The sequence below is a fragment of the Rhodobacteraceae bacterium LMO-JJ12 genome, from assembly GCA_021555075.1.
Taxonomy (GTDB): Bacteria; Pseudomonadota; Alphaproteobacteria; order Rhodobacterales; family Rhodobacteraceae; genus JAKGBX01.
In genome coordinates this window covers 1-22,164 of record JAKGBX010000005.1, presented here as the reverse complement: position 1 = coordinate 22,164, position 22,164 = coordinate 1, and the positions used below count along the sequence as shown (strand labels likewise).

Here is a 22,164-nt window from a genome sequence, read left to right as displayed (position 1 = left end):
CTTTTCTGCCTGTCTCGTGCCTCCTTTTTGATTGTTGCTCTTCCTCAGTCTTCCGAACGCTTCCAGCGCTCGTGAAGCTCGGTGATCAGCTGCGGGGCGTTGCCCTCAAGCCAGCTGACAAAATCGCTCTCCTCGGCCTTCAACTCGAGCTTGAGTTGCTTTCCACGACGTCCGATCGTGACAGTGGCGGCACCGACCCCCGGAATCACCGTGCCGGGCCGCCCGCGAGGGCGAGACGAGGATGTGGTCTGTTCGGGCTTCCCTGCAGCAGAGAGGACGGCCAAAAATGCATGATCGGATTTCTCGTCAATACCGCCTTGGTAGGATGTCTTGGCCTCACCCGCCAAAGCTGCAAGCAGTTCGCGATCGGCATCCGTAGCCCCCAGCAACTTCTTGAGCTCTTCCCACCTGGGCCGACCAATGCCCGGAGCGGCACCGATGGCGAGGACCAACTCCTCCCCAACGGTGCGGACCACGCTTAACAGCTGCGACACTCCTGCCTCGGTCAGATTGAGAACCTCGGCGACACCCTTGTTAGTGCGTTCGGATGCGCTCAGATGGTCACCGTCGAGCAAGGCTGCGGCAACAAGCGCTCGTTCGATGAAGCTTAGATCCCGCCGCTCCTGGTTCTCTAACAGCTGATCACGAAGTGCCTGATCGCCCTCCATCTCTGTGACAATGGCGCGGACCTTGATCCCAAGTTCTCTGCAAGCTTCCAGTCGACGACGGCCATAGATCAGGCTGTAGCGATCACCATCAAGCGGCCGGACGAGGATTGGTACTCGCTGTCCGTTCTTGGAAATTGACGCCTTGAGGCCCGCAGTCTCAATCTGCAGCCTGTCATCGAGCCGACCTGTGGTTTCGATTTGGTCAGGCTCGATTTCGAAAACGCCGCCGCGCAGCCTGCGCCCTTCAAGAGCGTCGGGCGCGTTGCGCAGGGTCTGCAGTGGCAGTCCCAGTTTAGGCTTTCTTGCCATTGCGTCCCCACGTGTTCTGGATGATCGCCGCGATCTCGTCGTTGACGGCGTTCATGGATTCGATTGCACGATCGAAAGTCTGACGCGTGAAGTCCTTCTTGTCGGCCTCGTAGAGCGTCTGCTTCGTCAGCCCTGCATCAGAGATCGCAGTAGACTCAACCATGTGGTTGGTCAGGACTGACCTGCCGAACAGACCCCGGATGAAAGCAATAACCTCGGTCTGCGGGGCATCACCCACCTTGTAGCGGGTCGGCAGAAAGCGCAGCCAGTCGAAGCGAAGGTTTGCGCCAGCATCCCGGATGACGCCAAGCAGATCAGCGGTCATGCGCAAAAACTGCGACATGGACATCAGATCGAGCATTTGGGGGTGAACGGTAACAAGCACCCCTGAAGATGCTGAAAGGGCGGACATGGTTAAAAAACCAAGCTGCGGCGGACAGTCGATGACGACGACGTCATAGTCCGCTTCGACACTGTCGAGCGCGTCGCGCACACGGGCAAAGAATGCGCGGGCGCCGCCACGCTGAATGGCTGCCGGTGTCTCATGTTCGAATTCCATGAGCTCGAGGTTCCCGGGAATCAGGTCAAGACCACGGATGTAGGTCTTGCGGATCACGTCCGAGATCGGGACCGGTTCATCGTAGCGAACCGCATCATACAGCGTGCCACCCTCCATCAGGTCCAGCTCAGGCTGGATGCCATGCAGCGCGGAAAGGGATGCCTGGGGGTCCAGATCGATCGCAAGGACACGATATCCCTTGAGAGCCAAGCGCTGTGCAAGGTGAGCGGATGTTGTCGTTTTCCCGGACCCGCCTTTGAAGTTCACAACAGAAACAATCTGAAGCTCGTCACCGGCACGACGCCCCGGAACGTAGGTTCCAGGCTTCTTCGCGTTTGCCTCAAGAGCGTGGCGAATCTCCCAGATATCATCGAGGGTATATCGCCGGTGGCTGCCCGCAGTGGTTTCGACGTCAGCGATCTTTCCTTCTCGATGAAGCTTGCGAAGGTAGGTATGATCGACGCCAAGCAACTCGGCCGCCTCGCCGCTGGTCAGGCTGCGCATGACTTTTTTGGCGTCGGGAGGGAAGTGGGCAGCACGTTGCGCATGAAGATTGGACGCAAGAAGCTCTGCGTAGTGCCCGATGGCAATGTCCAGGTCCTGCTCAGCTTCGCTCATCTCTGCCTCGATTCGTGGGCGCGTTTTTTATGTGATCGCGCGTTATTTATCGAGACTATTGCCCGAGCTATCAGATTCGTGCAAGCTCTTTCTAGATTTGGTGTCAGTCGCTGCGTCATGCACAAGAGTAGCTAGGGTTTGCGGCAGGCTTGTCTTAGGAACCTTTCGGATATACATTACAAGACGTATATCCGCATGGGAGGTCACGATGCAGGTCGCAAAATGGGGTAACTCGCTGGCCGTCCGTTTGCCCGCGGAGCTCGTCCGAGAGCTTGGTCTCAAGGAGGGTGATCAGATCGACCTGGTCAAGGACGACGGTCGGGTCAGAGTCCGTCGCCTTGCTCGTGCGGATGAGGTACTTACCGGCCTGCGCCGCTTCCGGGGCAAGTTGTCCGCAGCAGAACGTCTGAGCCGCGACGACGCACATGAGCGTTGAGTTCGCGGACACGAATGTCGTTCTTTACCTGCTCGACGACGGCCCAAAGGCCGATCGCGCCGAGGTCATCCTGGGGCAGGGGCCCCGGATCAGCGTTCAGGTTCTAAACGAGTCACTGGTGAACTGCCGCCGCAAAGCTGGCCTCGGTTGGGAGGAAGCAGCGGCCTTTCTCGAAGGCGTGCGCGCCTTGTGTCCCGTCGAAGATCTCACCGTGCAGACCCATGACGTCGGCCGCGCTTTGGCGGAACGCTACGGCTTCTCGATCTACGACGCGATGATCGTGGCCAGCGCTTTGGTTGCGGGGTGTACCACGCTGTGGAGCGAGGACATGCAAGATGGCCTGCTGGTGGAAGGCCAGCTTCGCATCGTCAACCCCTTTGCATGAGCGAACGGCTTCTGTGCCTGAAACTGACCACAACCTTGTAATCCTTCCCTATAGTGGAGGATTTGCAAGGTTGTTAGGCTACTCAAGCAGCCCCAGCCTCTCCGCCCGCTCCAACAGCATCTTGACTGACGACGGCTGCCATCTCGTTCGGCCACGTGGTGTGCGTTCGCGCATTGATTCCAGCCGTTCACAGATCGCCTGGAGCGTAATGCCGGGATCCGCGCCCTTGATGGCGGCGACGATGGCGGGCAGGCGGTCGTCGGTTTCGCGGCGGCCGGCGCGGGCCAAAACTGTCTCGGGCAGGAAGCCGTCGCGGACATAGGCCTTCACGGCGCGCAAGAGACGGCTTTGGGTCCAGCGACGCGCCTCGGGCAAGGGGCCGTTGATGATGCGCACCACGTCTTCCCAGGCCAAGTCAGGGCGCAACCGGCGCACATGGGGCACCCAATCTTGTGCCGTTTCGTTCAGACGCTCCATGTAGCCGTCCTGTCGCGCTAGCCGCACCTTGCGAAGAGCGGCAGGGTCTTTGGCCCGCAGTCCAGGGTTTCCGCCCACGCGGCCCTTTGTGCGCGCACTGGCGAGGCCGGCCTTGGTGCGCTCCCGGATCAGGGCGCGCTCGAACTCGGCCGCAGCGCCCAAGACCTGCAGCGTGAACTTGCCCTGCGGGGATCCAGTGTCGATCGGGTCCTGGATCGAGCGAAAGAACGCACCCCTAGCCTCCAGCCGCTCGATCACTTCCAGCAGATGCGACAGAGACCGCGCAAGCCGGTCGATCCTCACGACGACCAGCGTATCGCCACTCTGGATGCGTTCGAGCACACGCCCAAGCACCGGCCGCGCGCGATTGCCGCCTGAGGCGTGCTCTTCATAGATTTCGGCGCAACCCGCAGATTTCAGGGCCTGCGACTGGGGCAGGGGGGTTTGATCCTCTGTGGATACGCGCGCATAGCCTATCAATGGCATCAAAACAGTCTTTTTGCAGTTTCATATAGCGGCAATAAACGACCGTTTACAAACGAATGCAAGCAAGTGTTTTCTCATTGTGCCGATGCACAATCCCCTAGTTTCCTTGCATTGATCGCGATCTGAAAGGTTCCGTCGGCAGTCGCGCGCACGTAATGTGTAAAGAGCATTGTCGACGGTCACAAAACAGCTTGGGTAATGTGCAAATAATCTGTATTTTGCACATATGATGCCACAATCGACTATTATTCCTGAAGATTTCGACGAACCCCTCGACATCGGAGAGGGGAATGAGGATGCTTCGGAAGAAGTTCTCTGGTATCTGCCGGGCCCGATCGAAGAGGAACCGGATTACCGGCCTCCCGGACCTCGGGCGGGACAGCCGGAAAAGGGCCTCATTGATGACTGGGCAAGGGCCGAAGCGGATCAGGCTGCGCTTCTGGCAAGGGTGGCCGGGCGCTTGGGTGCGCTCGATGACCGATTGGCTCGCGCGCCCAAAGGCTGGCTGCATAGGTTGGCACTGATCGAGGCGGCAGACCTGAGCTGGTTTGCAGGAGATCGCGTAGGCCCGGATCGTCTGGCGCTATGGATTTCTATGCGCCTGTCAGGCGCACAAGATGACCCAAATGCCTTGGCGCGAATTGGATGGGCCGTTCGGCGACTGACAGGCGGTCCTGACCCGATAGTCGATATCGCAGCCTTCCTCGACCGCCGCGATCCTGAAAACATCGATGAAAATGCCGAGCGCTTCGACGATCGCGCGAGCGGTTGGCTGGATTTGATGAAACAGGCCGCCGATCTTCATCCGATCACCCGCGCCTGCATGGGGTTTCATCTCTGGAGTCTTGCGGGCCTTGGGCAGCAGGGCGATCGGGTGGAAGCAGCGGTCACGGCCGCGCGCATCGCGGCTAGCGAGGGAAACGGGGCAATTTTCGCACCGTTGGCAATGGGCGGGGCAGGGGGCCTGCGCGCGAGTGGGCCATCGGCAGAGCGCCTTAAACAATGGCTCGAGGGGATGCAGACAGCTATCCACATGGCGATGCGGCGCCTCGACGATATCCAATCATGGTCAGCGAAGGCCAAAGCAGAGATGTCAACGCTCTCAGGCAAGACACCGCCGGTCCTGAGCGCCCTGCTGACCGAATGGCCCCTCGTTTCCGCCCCGATGGCCGAAATGTGGATCGGTGCTAGCCGCGCCACCGCTCAACGCAATCTCGCCTGGATGGAAGCGAAGGGTCTAATCCGTGAAGTGACGGGGCAGGGACGGTTTCGGATGTGGAGTATTGCGATTTAGGCCGACCAGCGGCCAGTCGAAATCTGTTCCAGTTTCGAGCGCTCTGATTACAGATTATCCTTTATTGCATCACCCCAAAGTCAGCACCATCTCCTCCGAGAGCGACAAGTCCGGAATATGCAGGTTCTCAGGTGCCGGGCCTTTGCGAATGCGCCCAGCCGCGTCATAATGGGAACCGTGACAGGGGCAGAACCAACCCCCGAAATCCCCCGCCCCATCCCCCAGAGGGACACAGCCCAGATGGGTACAGACACCGATCATGACCAGATATGCCTCGTGACCCGCAATGGCCCGGTTCTCATCGCTTGCCAGCGCATCGTCGGGCAGATTTGGGTTGCGCGCCGAGCTGTCAGGCAGGTCAGAGACCGCCTGTGCCCGAGCCTGAGCCATTTCTGCCTCCGTTCGATGACGGATAAAGACAGGTTTTCCGCGCCAGTTGACGGTCAATTGCGTTCCGGGCGCAAGATCGGAGATGTCGACGATGATTTGTGCCAAGGCGCGGACATCTGCCGAGGGGTTCATCTGGTTCACCAGAGGCCAGAGCGTGGCCCCTGTGGCCACGACCCCCGCTCCAGCCGTTGCGTAATACAGGAAATCCCTGCGTTCGGTATCTTCTGACGCTTCCATCATGGGGCATGTGTCCATGTCTCCCGCGCGGGAAGGTCAACAGGCAAGATGTAACGTTTTGTCAGCGCGCCTCACTACGGCCAGAAAACACGTCGTGTCGGCGCATTAATGGTGCGGGGCTGCGCCTTTTGCCATCATGAGGTGATGCTCCTGGTGATGCGCCCCGATGGTCATCAGGCCAAAAAAGCCAAGTCCCTGAATCTGCGCGGCATCGCCATCGACATTGAGCGCCACGCCATCTTCTAAGTCCTCTGTCACAACATCCCAGCCGGTTTCAGCCGCGAGAAAGGGCGCATGGGCGGACACCATGGCGCGGATGGCCTCGAGAACACGTGGGGTGCCCCGAATCTCGAACCGGGCCCCTTCCGGCCGCAGCGTGCGGGCGATCACGGCCTCCTGGGTCAGAAGGTCCATATCGACCAGATGGCGGCGCAATCCGTCGATATCGACCCGCTCCCAATCCGTCTCGGGATCGGCCTGCAGGATCGCAACGATTTCCGCCAGGGCGGCAAAGGCCGCTTGCCCGGTTTCCTGTGGTCCACCCCTATCTTGCCCAGTCGCGGAATGGGTGTGCTGCGCGGCCACGGGTGCGGCCATCACTATGGCAAGGAGGAGGAGAATGAGACGCATGGACGGGTCCTTTAATGGGGTGGTGTCATCTTTACGCTAGCAGGGGCGGATGCATCGCAATATGATTTCAATCATATGCTGCCAAACCCCTATGATCTTATCCCGAGCTCAGCCCTGCGCCCAATTTCCGGCGCGATTGGCGATGTGGTGTTTCATCAAGGTGACCCGACCCACGGTCTCTATGTCGTGCAAACCGGGCGCGTGCATCTCGAGCGGGTCGGCCCAAATGGCGAGCGGTTCATCATTCACCGTGCCCAAGCCGGTACAAGCTTTGCCGAAGCTTCGGTGTTTTCAGAGGTCTATCATTGCGATGCGGTCTGTGTTGAGGCCGGGGTGCTGATCCGGATCGACAAGGCTGCCGTCATGGCCGCCTTTGCCGACCCGGCATTTGCCCGCGCTTATGGCCGTCAGGCCGCTCAACAGATACAGGCGCAGCGACAGATGCTCGAGATTGTCGGCATTCGGCGCGCAGAGGACCGGGTCATGGCGGGGTTGGTCGCGGGCCTGCTCGACGGCTCCGTCGTTGAGTTCGCCGCCCGGTTACAGCTGAGCCATGAGGCGACCTACAGGGCGCTGCGAAAGCTCGTGCAGGACGGGCGGGTCACAAACCCGTGCCGCGGGATTTATCACCTGCGCCCGTGACCCGATCAGCTGTGGCTCGCGAAGACCGAGGTCACCCCGTCGGAGCCGACAAGCAGGGTATCAAAAGTGTCACCTGCCCCGGGACCGCCCATGCCGGGCGAACTCATCGGCATGCCGGGAACCGTCAACCCGCGCGCCATCGGTTGCTCTGCCAGCAGCCGCATAATGTCAGCGGCAGGCACGTGGCCCTCGATGAAATAGTCGCCCACGACCGCTGTGTGGCATCCAGCAAGCTCTGGTGCGATTTGCAGCCGGTCTTTGAACGCCCAAAGTTGATCCTGATCGACGTCCTGGGCCTCGACCGCGAACCCCGCTTGCCGGACATGATCGACCCAGGCGGAGCAGCATCCACAGGTGGGGGTTTTGAGCACCTTCAGAAGGGGTGCCGTGTCAGCGACAACGGGAAATGCCAGGGTGGCTGCTGCGCCTGTCATCAAAAATGTGCGTCGTTTCATTCGGAGGTCCTCTAGGAGTTGTCAGGGAGTCTAGCGTCCTGCGCCGCGCTGTCGAGCGGGTCTGCATGGGCGGCATGGGCGTCGGCGGCGGCGGGCGACACGCGTTGGCTGTCCGGGAGCGTCACATCGAGATCCCGCGCGTGGCGCTCGTCGAGACACGCGGTTTCGAGCTGCAGCGTGACCAAGTGAAACCCATAGTGTTCCGTCAGTCGACGATAGGCCCGGTTCAGCAGGCCCGCGGCCTCTGCGGGCTCACCATGACGGATATGGGCAGAAAATGCGTGTTTGCCGCTGGTCAGCGTCCAGGCATGCACGTGGTGAACGTCCAGAACCCCGTCCTGGCCGCGCAGGTCCGCCGTCACAGCCTCGAGATCCGTTCCCTCTGGCGTGCCTTCCATGAGGATGTGGACCGCTTCCTTGATGACGCCGACGGAGGCCCAGAGGAGAACCACCCCGAACGCCATGCCGAGGATCGGGTCAATCGCCAGAAACCCAGTGAACTCGATCACGAGAGCGGTGACGATGATCAGGAGGCTGCCGACAAAGGTCTGGATGATGTGCCAGAGCGCACCACGGGCATTCAGATCGTCCTTGCTCGATTGCCACATCAGCCCCAGCGAGATCACTTCTGTGACCAGGCCTCCGAAGGCGACCCAGAGCATGGGACCCGTGGCCAGGTGAATCGGATTCCCGAGCCGCATCGCGCCCATCCAGATCACCAGAAGCGCCATGCCGAGAAGAAAGCCGCCATTCACCAGTGCCCCGATGATCTCGGCGCGGTACCAACCGAAACTCCGCGCCGAATCCGCCGGGCGGCGCGCAATGCGCTGCGCGATGATGGCCACCAGAACGCCGCCAACTGCCGACAGGGTGTGAAACGCATCCGACAGGACGGCAATCGAGCCAGTCCAGAGGCCCACGGCCAGTTCAATCACGAAGTACATACCGGTGAGCCAGGCGGAGATGACCAGCGCCTTGCCAGAACTCGGCATGTGCCCGGCGTGCGAATGACTGGCCATATCAGCTCTCCTCCCGTTGTGTACCGGTCTTTCGCGTCGCGGCGAAGAGAACCGACAAGCCGGTAAAGCCACCGAGCGCAAGCGCGGTCCATGTGGCAGTGCGGGCATCTCCGTTCATCGCCTGGCTGCCCATGTGAGCGAGCAAAAAACTCGCTGGAATAATCCCGGCCATCGTGGCCAGCGCGAACCTCCAAAGATGCAGTTTGCTCAGACCTGCGGCGTAACTGATCATATCGAAGGACAGGAACGGCAGCAGGCGACTGCCGAAGACCAAGAAGGTCAGAGTGTTCTGCGATCCGAACAGGCCCGCGTTAATCTTCTGACCGAGATGACGCTCAACGAAAGGACGACCCAGGCCGCGGGCCAGTCCAAAGGCCGCAAGCGCGCCGAGTTCCGCGCCAAGAACGACGAAGATCGTCCCGTACGTGTGTCCATAAGCCGCTCCGGCGGCGAGTGCGATCGGCGCCGAGGGCAGGGGGCTTGCCACAATAGCGATTGTCATGAGCGCCACGATGACGATTGGTCCGGCAAGACCTGCCGCCTCGATCCAGCGGTCGATTTCCGCCCGATCCGGCAGGCGAATATCAACGCCAAGGACGTCGGGGAAGGCCAATGCGATGATTGCTACCAGGATCACCGCAATAAGAAGAATGCGCATCATCATGGTTCAAAACACGGCATAGAGCAGAACGAAGAACGCCGCTGCCAAAAGGTCAAAGGCCACGCAGAACGGAATATACCAGTTCGGGATCTGGGCGAGACGATAGGAATTGTGGTGTGACATGTCCCAAAGGGCGTGCAGGGCCAAGCCCAAGGGGAGGAAGGCCCAATGCCATATCAGCCCCAGGAACGCTGCTGAGCCGAACAAAAGGGCGACCGCGAGCTCTGCCCAGAACATGCGCGCTCTGCCGTCCGCAGCGCCAAAGCCGATATAGGCACCGCCAAACAAAGCAAGCGTGATCGAAGCAAGAGCTATCGAGCTCTTTTCATCCAAAAACAGGTGAGCCGGCATTGTGAGCAAGACAAACAACACACCAACCCATACGGGAGATTTCAAGATATCCCCGTGTCGATGGTGCGATACGTTATCGCCTGTCTTTTCGAAAATCTGTGCCATGGCTTTGTACCTAGGGATTCCAGCAACTGGAAGGTCAAGGGCTATTCATCCACGCGCGCAACGCAGCGCTCACTCAACCGTTCCACGGTGAGGTCAAAGGACCGATATCAGGACGTATTTGACGCTGACGCCAAGCTCATGTCCGACGCGCGTGGCGATTTTCAGTCATCTTTCGCCTTCTGCCAGACTTGCTGGCAGGCTGAGTAAAGAAACGTCGCTGACCAGGTCAGCAACATGAAGCCCAAAAGCGATTGCAGCATCAGCAACAGTCGAAAGGGCCCGACCACCTCTATGGACGAATAGCCAAGGGTCGAGAACGAGATGCCCGTAACATAGAGAACATCCTGAAACATCGGCGGGCTGTTGCTGAACGATTGCGGCAGAACGCTTGCCACCACCATCGTGTTGAACACGGCGAGCGTCACAAGTTCCAATACGTGCAGCAACAGCAACGCGGAAAACGTCAGGATGATCCGAAAGCCGGAGCCATCCGACCGCTGCGGGGAAAACTTCAGAATGCCCGACAACGCATAATGATGGACAATTCCCATCAGGATCGCCGCGCATATTCCGACAAACATGGCCATCAACTCGGTCATACACCCAAACCCGTCTACCTGTTCAAACAGGTCAATTTGACCATACATCAGGCTTTTAGCACAACGGAACCGATTGATTCTTCACAGGTCAGGTCAACGCGGGGGGCAACCCGTTCAGGGCGACATCCACCGGAACGGTCGGCAAGTTCAATGCGATCCAGCCAGGCCCTTCGCCTGATCCCAACATCCCTTCCGAGATATCGGCGTAGCCCGAGTAACCAGCTTGTCTTAACGCTCGAAGCAGCGATGCGGAGCGTCCGCCAGTGGCGCAGATCAGTCCAACAGTGCGATCACCGCTCAGTTCCTTCGCCCTGAACAAGCGGTCCGGAAAACCGGACGCGTGCATGCTTATCGGCCATACACCAGCACCTACGCCGGTTTCTTGCCACTCTTCGTGCGTTCTGACATCGATGATCCGCGCCGTATCCGATAGAAGCGCGTCAAAGGCATTCTCTGCCGACCAGACAGATCGGCTCTGCGCCAAAAGCGGTGACGCCGTGACGGTCAGCACCGTCATATGAGCACCCAGAACGAAACGGCGCCGGTTCAAATCAAGAGCCATATTCGAAAACCTCATCCTTTGATCGGTTGCGATCCCAAAGGTCACATAACATACGCGCGACGCTACCCGGGAGCACGACACGGTGCAGGCACAGATTTGTATCCATCTGTAGCAAGGGACTGACCTGATACAAACGGCTACAATTCTGCCCATGAAACACGATGCAACGATGATCTAGGAAGGACGCCATGGGACCGCAACCTCATATCCTTATCGTGGACGACCACGCTCAGATACGCGAAAGCGTCGCGCGCTTTCTGGAGAAGAACGGAATGCGCACGACCGTCGCCAGGGATGCCGTGGAGATGGATGCCAAACTGGCCACCGGTCACTTCGACCTCCTCGTGCTCGATGTCATGATGCCGGGCGAGGACGGTTTGTCGGTTTGCCGCAGACTTGCGCCAGAGGGTGATCTTCCGATCATCATGCTGACGGCGCTTGGTGAGGAAACGGATCGGATCGTGGGGCTGGAAATCGGTGCGGACGATTATCTCGCCAAGCCGTTCAATCCACGAGAACTGCTCGCCCGCATCAAGTCGGTTCTTCGGCGAAGCAACCGTGACGAACCCGTGGCCGGAAGGCTCGCGGGGAGGAAAGTCTCTTTTGCGCATTGGATACTGGATACCGACCGGCAGGTGCTGATTGACCAGTCCACCACCGAGACGCCATTGACGACCTCCGAGTTCAAATTGCTGGCGGTCCTGCTGGAACGTGCGAGGATGGTGCTCAGCCGTGACCAGTTGCTTGACCTGACCGCTGGTCGGACGGCAGGCCCGATGGATCGCACCATCGACAATCAGATCAGCCGCCTCCGCCGCAAAATCGAGCCGGATGTACTTAGGCCCAGTGTCATCAAAACGGTGCGGAACGGCGGATACTGTCTGGCTGCCGATGTCGAGGATGCGCCGTGATGCGCCGTGCGATGAGGTCTCTGAGCGGCCAGTTGATCCTGCTTGTGGTCGCGGCACTTGTCGTGGCCCAGGCGATCAGCCTGTTCCTGTTCGCTGACGAGCGCAGCCTTGCGATTCGTGCCGCATTGGGGTTCGAGGCCGCGGGTCGCGCAGCAAATGTCGCGCGGTTGATCGAGGAGGCTCCGTTGGATCTGCAGGACTCGATCCTTCGCGCGGCAAATTCGCCTCTGATCCGGTTCGATCTGTCGGACGCTCCGATCGTGGATCACACCGGTCACTCGGACGGCGGCATCGTGGAAGCGCGAATACGCGCCCTGATGGACGACAGCTACAGCCGGGACATTCGCGTTGAATTGCACGAGATCGAGGGCGAGTTGCGGCCTCTTCCCAATCTCTCGGACGAGATGACGGAAATGCATCTAGCGATGATGCGCGGAGAGTTGACAGCGGTTGAAATGAACCTGTCGATCGCGATCAAGGGGGCGCGTTGGCTGAATGTCGGAACGCGGTTCGAGCGTCCGCCAATCCAATGGCCTTTCTATTCGATGCTGACCTTTGGAATTTCCGCCGGACTGCTTCTGGTGGCGATCTTCTGGTTTGTCATGACGCGCCTGACGCGTCCTTTGCGGCACCTCTCCAAGGCCGCGGACCATCTTGGCCGGGGCGAAGATGTGGGCGAATTGGCGGTCACAGGGCCGACCGAGGTCAGGGATCTGACCGTCGCCTTCAACCGCATGCAGCGACGGCTGACCCGGTTTGTCAGTGATAGGACACGGATGCTCGCAGCCCTTGGTCACGATCTGCGCTCGCCGTTGACCGCCATGCGTGTCCGCGCGGAGCTGGTTGACGAAGAAGAGACGCGGGACAGCCTCATCGCATCGGTCGAAGAGATGCAGAGTATGGTCGAAGCGACGCTCACCTTTGCACGCGGCCTTACCGGATCCGAGGGTGCCGAAGTGGTCGATCTGCGCAATTTTCTGGACAGCTTGTGCAGCGATATGGCGGCACACTGCACCTTTGCCCCGAGTGATGATGTTGCCGTGCGGCTTCGACCCAACGCGTTCCGAAGGGCACTGAGGAACTTGCTTGAGAACGCCGTTCGCTACGGTGGTGCCGCAAAAGTCAGCTGGGCGACCCACGGTTCGAACCTCGTACTCAACATCGATGACAATGGGCCCGGCATTCCCGTCGACCAGTTGGAAAAGGTCTTCGATCCCTTCTATCGCCTCGAGCAATCGAGGTCTCTGGAAACGGGCGGTTATGGGCTTGGGCTCTCGATCGCGAGGACAATCGTCCAATCCCATGGCGGCGATATCCAGCTGGTCAACCAGAACAGCGCGGGTTTGCGCGCTGTTGTCACCATCCCACTGGATGAAAGCGAACTAATCGAAGGAGAAACAGATGAAACTGAAAACGCTCATTCCAACGTTGCTGGCCAGCTTGCCCGCCAGCATGGCGCAGGCTGATGGACCAGGCTCCTGGACGGGGCACATGTGGGGCAGTGGCTATGGCTTTATGGGCGGCTTCATGATGCTCGCCTTCTGGGGCGCCGTGATCGCATTGATCGTGTTTCTGGTGCTCAGGCTGCGGGACAATGGCACTCCCCCGCCGGAATCGGACGCGCGGGAAACGCTGAGGCGTCGCTTTGCGAATGGGGAAATCGACGAAGAAGAGTTTCGTCGCCTGAAAGCAACACTGGACGAGTAGTCCACATCACGAATTTGAACACCGTCCCACGCGACGTCACTAACTTTAGATCGGAAAGAACGCCATGGTCCCGGAAATTGGTCACTTTGCACTGGCCCTCGCGCTTGCGCTTGCGCTTGTTCAAAGCGTTCTGCCGATTGCAGGTGCGTCGCGTGGAAACGCCGTCTGGATGAAATCCGCCCAGGCGACGGCAATAGGACAAGTGCTGTTTGTGGCCATAGCCTTCGCAGCGCTGATGCAGGCCTTCATCGTCAGCGACTTCACCGTCAGGAACGTCGTCGAGAATTCCCATTCGCTCAAGCCGATGCTCTACAAGGTGGCCGGGACCTGGGGCAGCCATGAGGGTTCGCTGCTGCTCTGGATCCTGATACTCGCGGTGTTCGGCGCGGGCGTCGCCTGGTTCGGATCGAACATCCCCGCCGAGACCAAGGCGCGCACCCTGTCGGTGCAGGCGTGGATCAGTGTCGGCTTCCTGTCCTTCCTGCTGCTGACGTCGAACCCCTTCGAGCGGGTGTTTCCGCCGCCGCTCGACGGCAATGACCTGAACCCGTTGCTTCAGGACATGGGTCTCGCCATGCACCCGCCGCTCTTGTATTTCGGGTATGTCGGCTTCTCCATCGTGTTTTCCTTCGCCGTTGCGGCTCTTATAGAGGGTCGCGTCGATCCGGCCTGGGCCAGATGGGTCCGGCCATGGACATTGGCCGCCTGGATCAGCCTGACGGCGGGTATCGCCCTCGGGTCTTGGTGGGCCTATTATGAACTGGGCTGGGGCGGCTGGTGGTTCTGGGATCCGGTCGAGAATGTAAGCTTCATGCCTTGGCTTCTGGGCACAGCGCTGTTGCATTCGGCCATCGTCACGGAAAAGCGCGATGCGTTCAAAAGCTGGACTATCCTGCTTGCCATCCTGACTTTCTCGCTTTCACTTCTCGGGACGTTCATTGTCCGGTCAGGCCTGCTTACATCGGTACACGCGTTCGCCGTCGATCCGGAGCGCGGGCTTTACATTCTGGGTCTGCTGGCCGTGTCCATCGGTGGGTCGCTGGCGCTCTACGCCTGGCGGGCACCCGAAATGGAGCCGGGCGGTCTGTTTCGCCCGATCAGCCGCGAAGCCGGGCTGCTCGTGAACAACCTCATTCTGGCCGCCGCTACGGGAACGGTCCTGTTCGGGACGCTTTATCCGCTGATCCTCGAGGCTGTCACGGGGGACAAGATCTCGGTGGGTCCACCTTTCTTCAACGCGGCCTTCATTCCGATGATGCTGGCGCTGGTCGTGTTCATGGGTCTTGGTCCATTCCTGTCGTGGAAGCGGGCTGATTTCGCCGGTTTGCTCGATCGCATTCGGTTCGTGGCCGTGCTGGCGGTCGTCGCCGCCTTGGCCGCGTGGTATCTTCTGTATGGCGGGCCGATCATGGCCTATCTTGCCATCCTCGGCGCAGCGTGGCTGCTTTTTGCGACCCTGCGGGAATGGGCGCTACGCATCCGTCTGTTCGAGGTTTCCCTTGCAGAGAGCGCGAGACGCGTGCGCAACCTGCCACGCGCCTCTCACGGTATGACGCTTGCCCATGCCGGCGTCGCTGTGTTGATGATGGGGATGATCGGCTCGACCGGATGGAAGAGTGAGGAGATCGTCTTTGCCGCCCCCGGGACCGAAGTCACGATCGCCGGGTTCGACATCACCTTCGAAGGGGCCGCAAAGGTTCAAGGGCCGAACTACATCGCGGATCGCGGCACCCTTGTGGTGCGTCGGGATGGCGAATTGGTCACGACACTTTTCCCGGAACGGCGGTATTACCCGGTCGCGGAAAGCCAGACGACGGAGTCGGCCATCCGCTCCACATTGGCGGGTGATCTCTATACGTCGATTGCAACGCCAGCCTCCGATCAAGTGAACAACGCCGGAGCATGGACCCTTCGGATCCTCTATGAACCGCTCGTCAACCTGATCTGGATCGGCTCGATCCTGCTGGTGATCGGTGGCTGTTTGTCCTTGTCGGATCGCCGTTTGAGGGTCGGGGCGCCGCGCCGTGCCAAACAGCCAGCCACCGATGCCGTTCCTGCCGAGTAGGAGAGAAGATGAAACGTCTCATTGCCGGGCTGCCGTTTATTGCGGCGGTCATATTCGGGGGGTTTTTTCTCTGGGGGCTCAATCCCGACCGGGATCCCAACGAGATCCCTTCCGTCCTGATCTCGCAACCGGCCCCGGCGTTCGACCTCGATCCCGTGCCGGGGTTGGAGACACCCGGCCTGGCCCGAAGCGATCTTGTCGGCAACGAACGACCGGTCGTGGTCAATGTCTTTGCGTCCTGGTGCGTGCCCTGCCGCGCGGAACATGCCGTGTTGACAAGATTTGTCGAACGAGACGGCATGCGGTTGTTCGGAATAAACTACAAAGACAAACCTGAGGATGCCGTGAAGTGGCTCAATGACCTCGGCAATCCCTACGAGCGGATCGGGTCCGACCTGTCGGGCCGGACCGGGATCGAATGGGGCCTGTCGGGCGTGCCGGAAACCTTCATCGTCGATAGCGATGGCACCGTTTTGTTTCGCTATGTCGGGCCGGTCGTGGGTCCGGACGCCGTCGAACGGTTCACGCAAGCCCTGAAGCAGGCAGGCGCACTGCCAAATGGAGCAGCATCATGAGACAGTTGATTTTCGCGTTTTGCATCGGGCTCCTTCCCATTGCCGCCAATGCGGTGGAACCGGACGAAATGCTGACCGCCCCGGTATTGGAACAGCGTGCGCGGGAGATTTCCAAGGATCTGCGATGTGTCGTCTGTCAAAATCAGGACATCGACAGTTCGAACGCGGGTGTGGCGCGGGACTTGCGTCTGCTCGTACGCGAGCGCTTGGTCGCCGGAGACAGTGACACCGAGGTGATCGAATACATACGGGCGCGGTACGGGGATTACGTGCTGCTGAAACCGCCTCTGGAGCCTGCGACCTACGCGCTTTGGTTCGCTCCGATCGCTTTCGTTCTGATCGGGGTTTTCGTTGGTGGCGGGCTACTGATGAGTCGGCGAAAGCAAGAGGCATTTGAAGACTTGGGCTCGGAGGATGAGAACACCGTGTCCGAAATTCTCAGACAAAACGAAGCGGGGGATGCGTCATGATCTGGGGTATTTTCGGTCTTCTGACGCTGGTCGCGATCGGAATAGTCCTCTACCCGCTGCTGCTGTCCAAATCGAACACTCTCACCAGAGGAGATGCGGTACCGGCCATCCTCGCCGATCAGATGCAGGAAATCGAACGAGACATGGACCGCGGTTTGATTTCTGAACAAGAAGCTCAAGCAGCCAGACTCGAGATCAAGAAACGGATCCTCGCGACGACCCGCAATTTGGAAGCAAAAGCCGGATCGTCCCGTAGTGGTGGCAGAGGCACTCTTGTTGTCGCGGCGGTCCTCGCGCCGGTTATTGCCGCGGGCTACTATCTGACAATGGGATCGCCGGAGGTGCCTTCAATGGCCTTCGCTGCCCGTGCAGAGGAGCGCGCACAGACTGATGAAGTGACGGCGCTGGCAATACAACTTCGCGAAAGGCTTGTATCCGATCCGACCGGCGGCCCCAGCGAAGGGTGGATGCTGTTGGGCCAGACCTATCAGCGCATGGGCAGAACAGTTGATGCTGTCGAAGCATTCGAAGTTGTCGCCAAACGGGAGGATGCCACCTCCGCGACATTCTCCATGCTGGCGGAGGCTGTCGCGGTTGCCAATGATGGCGTTGTTATTCCACGGGCAAAATTGGCCATTGATCGCGCTTTGGAACTTGACCCATCCAATCCTGCGGCAACCTATTTCGAGTCTCTCTACCATCTTCAAAAAGAAGAGACGCGTAAGGCCTACGATCTGCTCGTTTCCCGGCTGAACCAGGAAAAGACGTTCGTGCCCTGGATGGAAACATACGTTTTGCAGATCAACCGGATTGCAGCGGCAGCTGACCTCCCGGTCGTCGATCTACCCAGCGGGCCGACATCACAACCCGGCCCGAGTGCGGCAGATGTTGCGGCGGCGTCGGAGATGAATGACGCGGACCGCGCGGAGTTCATCCGGTCGATGGTCTCGCGGCTGGCCGAGCGTCTTGAGGATGATCCGGACGATCTGGATGGTTGGATGCGGCTGGCAAACGCCTATACCGTCCTTCAGGAGCCCGATCGCGCCATCGCCGCCTACCGTAAGGCTGAAGCGCTGTTGGAACAGCAGCCTGCCAGTGATCCTCGGCGTGCGGCGGTCCGTGCCGCGCTTGAGCGGCTCGGCGGCTGACTACTGGTCGGTGTCCCGCCCGGGCAGGTCACTCCTGTCCGGCAACCTTTGCGGAAATATCCCGACCCCTGGCTTGCGCCAAGGCGTTCATCACGTCCTCGGTCGTCAGCAATTCGGACAGCACAATGCCGTTTGGTGCCGACGGTCCATAGACGGCATTGAAGGGGATGCCATATCTGCCGAAACTCTCAAGGTAACGGGAAATGCGCGCGTCCGGGCGTGTCCAATCTGCCTGCATCGGCGTGACGCCCGGCGTGTCCAGCGCACTGCGGACCGGATCACGGTCGATGACAAGTGTCTTGTTCGCTTTGCACGTCAGGCACCAGTCAGCGGTCACATCGACAAAGACGACCTCTCCTGCGGACACGCGTTTCGCTATGTCCGAACGATCAAATGCGATCCAAGCCAATGCCGATTGCGACTCTGAACGGGCCGGCGCTGATTGCTGCAGGACAGGACCTGCGGCAAGAGCCAGGACAAGGCTGGCTGTGGCAATAGACCACCTGAATTGGGACTGCACATTCGGGAGGGACAAGATCAGAACGGCGAGACCGGACAACGCCGCGACCGCGATGACAGACGCAAGCCCGGCGACACCGTCGAGCACCCAGAACAGCCACACGGCGGTTGCAAGCAACAAAACCCCCATGACGCTTTTGATGATCAGCATCCATCGACCAGGCTTGGGCATGAATGCGACCAGACGCGGGAACGCGGCGATGACGAGATAGGGCAGGGCGAGGCCGAGCCCGAGGCTCGTAAAGACGATGAGGATGTCCACGCCACGCCCGGCCAAAGCAAAGGCCACCGCGGTGCCGAGGAACGGTGCCGAACAAGGCGTCGCCATGACGGCACCGAACATGCCAGTGAAAAAGTCGGCGGAATACCCGTTGCGTCCTCCGGCCCCTGCAAGCCGCGTCTGCATGCCGTGTGGAAGGGCGAACTCGAACGCTGCGAACAGATTTGCCGAAAAGACGAGCAGGACAGCGATCATCGCCGCAAGAAACAGCGGGCTTTGAAACTGCAAACCCCACCCGACGCTGAGGCCTGCCGTCTGGAGCGCCCAGAGGACGAGCGCCAGACCCCACATGAACGTCATGATGCCGGCGCTGGCAGCGACGAAACCGAACCGGACACGGGTTGTGTCGTGATCGGTGTGTTTGAGCACAGACGACACCTTGATGGACAGCACCGGCAGCACGCAGGGCATCACATTCAGGATCAATCCACCCAGCAGCGCGATCGCGGCAATCCAAAGCAGTTCCATCATGTCCGGTGTCGTGGCGGCCAGTTCGAAAGGCGGCGCGATGCCTTGCGCCACGCGATCCGCAATCACGGTAAACGCCCGGTTCTCGCCGTCGGTGACGGTAATCGACGGAGCCACTGTCACATCCGTATTCGACGAGAGGATCGGCAAGCGCGCCCAAAGCAAACGATCCTCTTCTCCCAAACGGATATCGGGTTTGCCAAGCGCAACACCCATACCCAGTTCGGGAAACACATCCGGCGACTGGAGTGGTTCATCGACGCGAAGGCTGACGATCAACTCCGTGAGGTCTTCGTCGATGAAGGCATTTGCCTCGCTGACGCCGCTCGTCTTGGCCCCTTCGGGGACGCGCTCGGAAAACGTACCGATCAGCCCAGCCGAAGTGCTGTCGATGACGTTGCCCCGTCCGAGGCGAAGTGACAGGTCAAACTCTTCCGGGACACAGACATTGGAGCACACCAGCAGTTTGACCTGCGCGGAAAGAGTCACAGGTGCGCCGGGATCTTTGAGCGTTATGCGCAGCGGAAAGACGACGTCACCCGCATAACCAAAATTTTCGATGCCGAAGGCGGTGAAGCGCGTTGGGGCGGGCCACATGAATTCGACATCTGCGACGTTTTCGGAACCGCTCCATTCGACCGAAGGCGGTATTCCCACCTCGCCCGCCGACCGCCAATAGGTCTTCCAGTTTTCGTTCAGTTGAAGATGAAGCCCGGCTGACAGAGTCCGTGTGTTCTCGGGAACGCCGTCCTGTACACTGATGAGATACGCGGTAAGTGGCGCACTTTGGTATTCAGCAGAGGTTGCTGCCGAGACACTTCCAGAGACAAGGGCCAAGAGCACGAAGGGAATAAGCAAAACCCGTCGCAGGATCAAAAGGCAATCGATCAAGATACCTGCTTCCTTCCCATATTTTCCGCAGATTTCGCCAGGACGGCGGAAATTGCGTCAAAGTCCACCTGTGGCAAAACCCTGACGACCGTCCGCACAGACAATTCGCGCAACGCCAGTCGCAGAAGATGAAAGGGTTCGACACCCATCCGGCAGAAGGTCTGACGCTTGCTTCGTGGACACGATAGCGCCGCGATCCGAGCAGTCTTCAAGACTTCCGGCACATCCCCCAAGCATGAAACCCGACAACAGCAACGCGCCTACGCGTACCTTCCCGCGCACATCACGGCCTGTCGCGGACCACGACTGGAATCGCGGAGGTTATGGGCTCGGTCGTTTCCTCGATAGTATCCTTTGCCTTGTCGGAATGGCACGATTTTCCCATGAATTTGTGCATCACGAGATGCGCCCCCACGCACAGCAGGAGCGGGGCAAAAGCCGCTGCATTGCCCCACATGCCCGCCAATGTGCCGCCGGCAAGAAAAAATCCCGCAATGGGCAGCAGCATGACGACGCAACACGCCATCATTCCGTAATGCATGAGCCTGTCCGTGATCGGCTTTTTTCTGTGGTTCCGGTGGTCCATGACACCCCCATTGTCTCGTTCCCGGCGTCATTTGCGGCCCTCCAGCAGGGTAAGGTCAAGGATACAAATGGATACACTTCTCGCGGCCTTGTCAGGTTGCCTGATGCCGGGTCTCCCGTAAAAGAGATGCAACAAATCCGAGGCTAGGAGTGTGTCATGACAATTTTGCGAAACAACAAGGTTAATCGACGAAGCCTATTGGGATATGCGGCTGTCGCTTTGGTTGCACCAAGCGTGGTTCGAGCCGAAACCATTCGCCGCAACATCTCTTCTTTTCGAGTTCATGACTGGCAAGATCACTTCGACGCACTCGGAAAGGGGATCATCATCTCCGATACCGTGACGAAGGCGCTCCAGCATTGGACATCAGATGGCGAAATGCGGATCTACCCAACGTCCGTTCCGCTGACCGACGAACTCACCAAACGCGGTTACACCGAAGTGGTGGAAAAACGCAAAAACCCCAGCTGGGCGCCAACGCCCTCCATGCGGGAACGCAATCCGGAATGGCCGGCTCGTGTCGAGGGGGGTGATCCGGACAACCCATTGGGTACTCGTGCACTGTACCTGTCGTGGCAGTACTACCGTATTCACGGGACACAGGATACGCGCAAGATCGGCCGCCGGTCGTCAAACGGCTGCATCGGCCTGTTCAACGCACAGATCGAGGAAGTCTACGAGCGGGCACCTGTCGGCACTCAAGTCAAACTCATCTGACCCAACGGGCAAGGCGGAAGATACAGGCATGGACAAATTGACTGCGCTGATTGGTGCCGTTTTTGTTATCGGCGGGGGTTTTGCCGTTTGGCAGTTCGTTGGAGCGGAAGATACAGCGGTTGGCCACTCCATGACGCCACCCGACACAAGTGAGATCGCTGAAGGCGGCCCGATCGTCCAGGTCCAGCTGCCTGACGCACTCTCGCAGCAGGCGGCGCTTGGGAAGAACATATTTGAGGCAAAATGTTCCGAGTGTCACGGCGAAAATGCCGCCGGTCGCAACGGTGTTGCGCCGCCTCTCGTGCACAAGATCTACGAACCGAGCCACCATTCGGACATGGCTTTTGTTCTGGCAGCTCAAAACGGCGTCCGTGCACATCACTGGAATTTCGGTAATATGCCTAAGATCGAGGGATTGACCCAAGGAGACGTCAAGATGGTGGCCGCCTATGTCCGCGAATTGCAGCGGGCCAACGGGATCAACTGATGCGTTGGTCGAAGACGAACCGATGGATTCTGTCGGCCGTTTTCGGCCTTTTCCTAGTGGTTCTCGGAGTGCCTGAGGCGCCAGCTTTTCATGGTGAAGCGTCCTTGGCGCAAGAATTTCACGCTCACGAAGATGTAGGGTCATCGACGAACGAGGCCTCTGGCCACTGTCATCCGGGACTCGATTGTTCTGTCACGCCGGTGGTGTTTCTCCAGCCAAACGTGGTTTACGAGCCGCAGTTTCTGACGGCAGTCATGCAAGACGTCGCGACCCAACGAACCGAGTTGCGCTCCGCCAGCGATCCTCCACCGCCACGACGGTGGGTCTGATTTCACATCGCTCGAAAAGCAGACCCAAAGAAGGATCGAAGACATGAAAAAGACGACTATCGTAGCGGCAGTGTTGATTGCAGGTACTGCGGTCACGGCATTCGCGCATAGCGGTGCCACCGGCATCG

General features: G+C 59.6%; 27 protein-coding genes. 13 read left to right on the top strand and 14 right to left on the bottom strand.

The window, feature by feature from the left end; translation table 11 throughout:
* Nucleotides 1-44: 44 nt before the first annotated feature.
* Both repB and repA read right to left on the bottom strand, forming a co-directional pair.
* The gene (gene repB, locus LZG00_20225) at nucleotides 45-977 is read right to left on the bottom strand and encodes a plasmid partitioning protein RepB (protein MCF3596318.1); all 933 of its coding nucleotides are present in this window, start codon (nucleotides 975-977) and stop codon (nucleotides 45-47) included.
* Nucleotides 961-2,154, bottom strand: a complete 1,194-nt coding sequence (gene repA, locus LZG00_20220) for a plasmid partitioning protein RepA (protein MCF3596317.1) — start codon at nucleotides 2,152-2,154, stop codon at nucleotides 961-963. The genes repB and repA overlap by 17 nt, the downstream gene beginning before the upstream one ends.
* A 208-nt stretch (nucleotides 2,155-2,362) precedes the next feature.
* On the opposite strand from repA, the gene LZG00_20215 reads away from it, so the two are divergent.
* Together LZG00_20215 and LZG00_20210 are read left to right on the top strand one after the other, a co-directional pair.
* A complete protein-coding gene (locus LZG00_20215) occupies nucleotides 2,363-2,590 on the top strand; it encodes an AbrB/MazE/SpoVT family DNA-binding domain-containing protein (GenBank protein ID MCF3596316.1) in 228 nt (75 codons plus the stop codon).
* Nucleotides 2,580-2,975: a PIN domain-containing protein gene (locus LZG00_20210; GenBank protein MCF3596315.1), complete on the top strand. Its 396-nt coding sequence runs from the start codon at nucleotides 2,580-2,582 to the stop codon at nucleotides 2,973-2,975. Before LZG00_20215 ends, LZG00_20210 begins: the two co-directional genes overlap by 11 nt.
* A gap of 78 nt (nucleotides 2,976-3,053) precedes the next feature.
* On the opposite strand, the gene LZG00_20205 is transcribed toward LZG00_20210, so the two are convergent.
* A complete protein-coding gene (locus LZG00_20205) occupies nucleotides 3,054-3,938 on the bottom strand; it encodes a recombinase family protein (GenBank protein MCF3596314.1) in 885 nt (294 codons plus the stop codon).
* A 226-nt stretch (nucleotides 3,939-4,164) separates the two neighbouring features.
* Between LZG00_20205 and LZG00_20200 the strand changes: the two genes are divergently transcribed.
* Complete coding sequence (locus LZG00_20200; GenBank protein ID MCF3596313.1) at nucleotides 4,165-5,232, top strand: hypothetical protein; 1,068 nt, start codon at nucleotides 4,165-4,167, stop codon at nucleotides 5,230-5,232.
* 69 nt (nucleotides 5,233-5,301) lie between these two features.
* Here the strand turns inward: LZG00_20200 and petA are convergent, their stop codons facing one another.
* Nucleotides 5,302-5,859, bottom strand: a complete 558-nt coding sequence (petA, locus tag LZG00_20195; protein ID MCF3596312.1) for a ubiquinol-cytochrome c reductase iron-sulfur subunit — start codon at nucleotides 5,857-5,859, stop codon at nucleotides 5,302-5,304.
* Nucleotides 5,860-5,964: 105 nt separating this feature from the next.
* Entirely contained in the window at nucleotides 5,965-6,489 is a 525-nt protein-coding gene (locus LZG00_20190; protein ID MCF3596311.1) for a hypothetical protein, read from the bottom strand.
* Nucleotides 6,490-6,564: 75 nt separating this feature from the next.
* Here LZG00_20190 and LZG00_20185 point away from each other — a divergent pair, with 75 nt between their 5' ends.
* Nucleotides 6,565-7,131: a Crp/Fnr family transcriptional regulator gene (locus LZG00_20185; GenBank protein MCF3596310.1), complete on the top strand. Its 567-nt coding sequence runs from the start codon at nucleotides 6,565-6,567 to the stop codon at nucleotides 7,129-7,131.
* A 5-nt stretch (nucleotides 7,132-7,136) separates the two neighbouring features.
* Here the strand turns inward: LZG00_20185 and LZG00_20180 are convergent, their stop codons facing one another.
* The 6 genes from LZG00_20180 to LZG00_20155 form a co-directional block, all read right to left on the bottom strand.
* Nucleotides 7,137-7,586 carry a DUF411 domain-containing protein gene (locus LZG00_20180; protein ID MCF3596309.1) on the bottom strand — a complete coding sequence of 150 codons (450 nt, stop codon included), beginning with the start codon at nucleotides 7,584-7,586 and terminating at the stop codon, nucleotides 7,137-7,139.
* 11 nt (nucleotides 7,587-7,597) lie between these two features.
* A complete protein-coding gene (locus LZG00_20175) occupies nucleotides 7,598-8,605 on the bottom strand; it encodes a cation diffusion facilitator family transporter (GenBank protein MCF3596308.1) in 1,008 nt (335 codons plus the stop codon).
* A gap of 1 nt (nucleotide 8,606) precedes the next feature.
* Nucleotides 8,607-9,269, bottom strand: coding sequence for a VTT domain-containing protein (locus LZG00_20170; protein MCF3596307.1), 663 nt, complete (start codon nucleotides 9,267-9,269; stop codon nucleotides 8,607-8,609).
* Nucleotides 9,270-9,272: 3 nt separating this feature from the next.
* Nucleotides 9,273-9,662 (bottom strand): hypothetical protein, encoded by a 390-nt coding sequence (locus tag LZG00_20165; GenBank protein ID MCF3596306.1) that lies wholly within the window; start codon nucleotides 9,660-9,662, stop codon nucleotides 9,273-9,275.
* A 221-nt stretch (nucleotides 9,663-9,883) separates the two neighbouring features.
* Nucleotides 9,884-10,369: a metal transporter gene (locus LZG00_20160; GenBank protein ID MCF3596305.1), complete on the bottom strand. Its 486-nt coding sequence runs from the start codon at nucleotides 10,367-10,369 to the stop codon at nucleotides 9,884-9,886.
* 40 nt (nucleotides 10,370-10,409) lie between these two features.
* Nucleotides 10,410-10,883: a rhodanese-like domain-containing protein gene (locus LZG00_20155; GenBank protein ID MCF3596304.1), complete on the bottom strand. Its 474-nt coding sequence runs from the start codon at nucleotides 10,881-10,883 to the stop codon at nucleotides 10,410-10,412.
* A gap of 188 nt (nucleotides 10,884-11,071) precedes the next feature.
* Between LZG00_20155 and LZG00_20150 the strand changes: the two genes are divergently transcribed.
* The 7 genes from LZG00_20150 (at nucleotide 11,072) to ccmI (ending at nucleotide 17,759) form a co-directional block, all read left to right on the top strand.
* Entirely contained in the window at nucleotides 11,072-11,794 is a 723-nt protein-coding gene (locus LZG00_20150) for a response regulator (GenBank protein MCF3596303.1), read from the top strand.
* The gene (locus LZG00_20145) at nucleotides 11,794-13,260 is read left to right on the top strand and encodes an ATP-binding protein (GenBank protein MCF3596302.1); all 1,467 of its coding nucleotides are present in this window, start codon (nucleotides 11,794-11,796) and stop codon (nucleotides 13,258-13,260) included. Before LZG00_20150 ends, LZG00_20145 begins: the two co-directional genes overlap by 1 nt.
* Nucleotides 13,196-13,501 carry an SHOCT domain-containing protein gene (locus LZG00_20140; GenBank protein ID MCF3596301.1) on the top strand — a complete coding sequence of 102 codons (306 nt, stop codon included), beginning with the start codon at nucleotides 13,196-13,198 and terminating at the stop codon, nucleotides 13,499-13,501. The genes LZG00_20145 and LZG00_20140 overlap by 65 nt, the downstream gene beginning before the upstream one ends.
* A 64-nt stretch (nucleotides 13,502-13,565) precedes the next feature.
* The gene (locus LZG00_20135) at nucleotides 13,566-15,566 is read left to right on the top strand and encodes a heme lyase CcmF/NrfE family subunit (protein ID MCF3596300.1); all 2,001 of its coding nucleotides are present in this window, start codon (nucleotides 13,566-13,568) and stop codon (nucleotides 15,564-15,566) included.
* Nucleotides 15,567-15,574: 8 nt separating this feature from the next.
* Complete coding sequence (locus LZG00_20130; protein ID MCF3596299.1) at nucleotides 15,575-16,141, top strand: DsbE family thiol:disulfide interchange protein; 567 nt, start codon at nucleotides 15,575-15,577, stop codon at nucleotides 16,139-16,141.
* Nucleotides 16,138-16,611: a cytochrome c-type biogenesis protein CcmH gene (locus LZG00_20125; GenBank protein MCF3596298.1), complete on the top strand. Its 474-nt coding sequence runs from the start codon at nucleotides 16,138-16,140 to the stop codon at nucleotides 16,609-16,611. The genes LZG00_20130 and LZG00_20125 overlap by 4 nt, the downstream gene beginning before the upstream one ends.
* The gene (gene ccmI / locus LZG00_20120; protein ID MCF3596297.1) at nucleotides 16,608-17,759 is read left to right on the top strand and encodes a c-type cytochrome biogenesis protein CcmI; all 1,152 of its coding nucleotides are present in this window, start codon (nucleotides 16,608-16,610) and stop codon (nucleotides 17,757-17,759) included. Before LZG00_20125 ends, ccmI begins: the two co-directional genes overlap by 4 nt.
* Nucleotides 17,760-17,787: 28 nt before the next feature.
* Here ccmI and LZG00_20115 read toward each other — a convergent pair whose 3' ends face one another.
* Together LZG00_20115 and LZG00_20110 are read right to left on the bottom strand one after the other, a co-directional pair.
* Complete coding sequence (locus LZG00_20115; GenBank protein ID MCF3596296.1) at nucleotides 17,788-19,917, bottom strand: thioredoxin family protein; 2,130 nt, start codon at nucleotides 19,915-19,917, stop codon at nucleotides 17,788-17,790.
* 283 nt (nucleotides 19,918-20,200) lie between these two features.
* Nucleotides 20,201-20,503 (bottom strand): DUF2933 domain-containing protein, encoded by a 303-nt coding sequence (locus LZG00_20110; GenBank protein ID MCF3596295.1) that lies wholly within the window; start codon nucleotides 20,501-20,503, stop codon nucleotides 20,201-20,203.
* A gap of 156 nt (nucleotides 20,504-20,659) precedes the next feature.
* Between LZG00_20110 and LZG00_20105 the strand changes: the two genes are divergently transcribed.
* Entirely contained in the window at nucleotides 20,660-21,220 is a 561-nt protein-coding gene (locus LZG00_20105; GenBank protein ID MCF3596294.1) for a L,D-transpeptidase, read from the top strand.
* Between the two features lie 28 nt (nucleotides 21,221-21,248).
* Entirely contained in the window at nucleotides 21,249-21,707 is a 459-nt protein-coding gene (locus LZG00_20100) for a cytochrome c (protein ID MCF3596293.1), read from the top strand.
* Between the two features lie 252 nt (nucleotides 21,708-21,959).
* On the opposite strand, the gene LZG00_20095 is transcribed toward LZG00_20100, so the two are convergent.
* The coding region (locus tag LZG00_20095; protein MCF3596292.1) for a hypothetical protein at nucleotides 21,960-22,164 on the bottom strand (205 nt) is incomplete at its 5' end.